Raw genomic sequence first — 920 nt, 5'->3', positions numbered from 1 at the left:
AGCGGTCAGTTCAGTTTTGTGGAGGCTCTGCTGCCGCAGGGTCTTGGTCGGAGCGGTCGCCTGGACCGGTTGTCGTTGCTGGTGAAGTGGTATCGCTTCGAGAAGATCCTGGCACGGCTGCGCTCGCCGGCCGGACCAGGCCGGCCTGCCTACAATTCGTTGGTGATGTTCAAGGCGCTTCTGCTGCAGTCCTTGTATGGACTGTCGGACAGCGAACTGGAGGAGGCGCTCGCCGATCGGCTGTCGTTCCGCCGCTTCGTTGGGCTGACGCTCGAAGAGACGGTGCCCGACCACACCACGCTCAACCGCTTTCGCAATCGTCTCGTCGAGGCGGGGCTTCTGGAGAAGCTGTTTGGCGAACTGGACCGTCAGTTGGACAAGGCCGGGCTGATCCTGCGGCGCGGTACGATGCTCGATGCCACGGTGATCGAGACGGCGGCGGCACGGCCACCCAGTGGAACGGCGCACGAGGCCGGCGAGGCTGGCGATCCCGATGCCGGCTTTACACGCCGGCAGGGCAAGCCTGGCTCCTCCTATGGCTACAAGGCCCATGTCGGTGTCGACCAGGGCTCTGGCCTGATCCGCCGGGTGAGAACGACAGCGGCCAACGTCAACGACACGGTCGAGGCAGATCATCTGATCTGTGGCGACGAAGGCGCAGTGCTGGCGGATGCGGCCTATCACACCAAGGCGCGCCAGGTATTGCTGAGGGAGCGCGGGATCAAGCCAAGACTGATGCGGCGCGCCAACAAGCATCATCCGCATCTGCCAGCGCGCCTGAAGCATTTCAACCGGCTCATTGCGCGGCAACGCTTCGCCGTCGAGACGACCTTTGCCACCTTGAAGAACCGCATGCGGCTTTGCGCCATCCGCTACCGCGGCTTGGCCAAGGCGGCAGGACAGATCCTCATCGCCGCCAT

At 64.2% G+C, this 920-nt stretch carries 1 protein-coding gene; it reads left to right on the top strand.

Features of this window, described 5'->3' with window-relative positions; genetic code table 11:
• Positions 1–920 (top strand): IS5 family transposase (locus NKH97_RS33230; protein ID WP_352799988.1); only part of this gene is annotated, 920 nt, incomplete at both ends.

This window comes from Mesorhizobium sp. M0870 (assembly GCF_040319775.1).
Lineage (GTDB): Bacteria > Pseudomonadota > Alphaproteobacteria > Rhizobiales > Rhizobiaceae > Mesorhizobium.
This window is presented reverse-complemented; position numbering and strand designations above follow the sequence as displayed.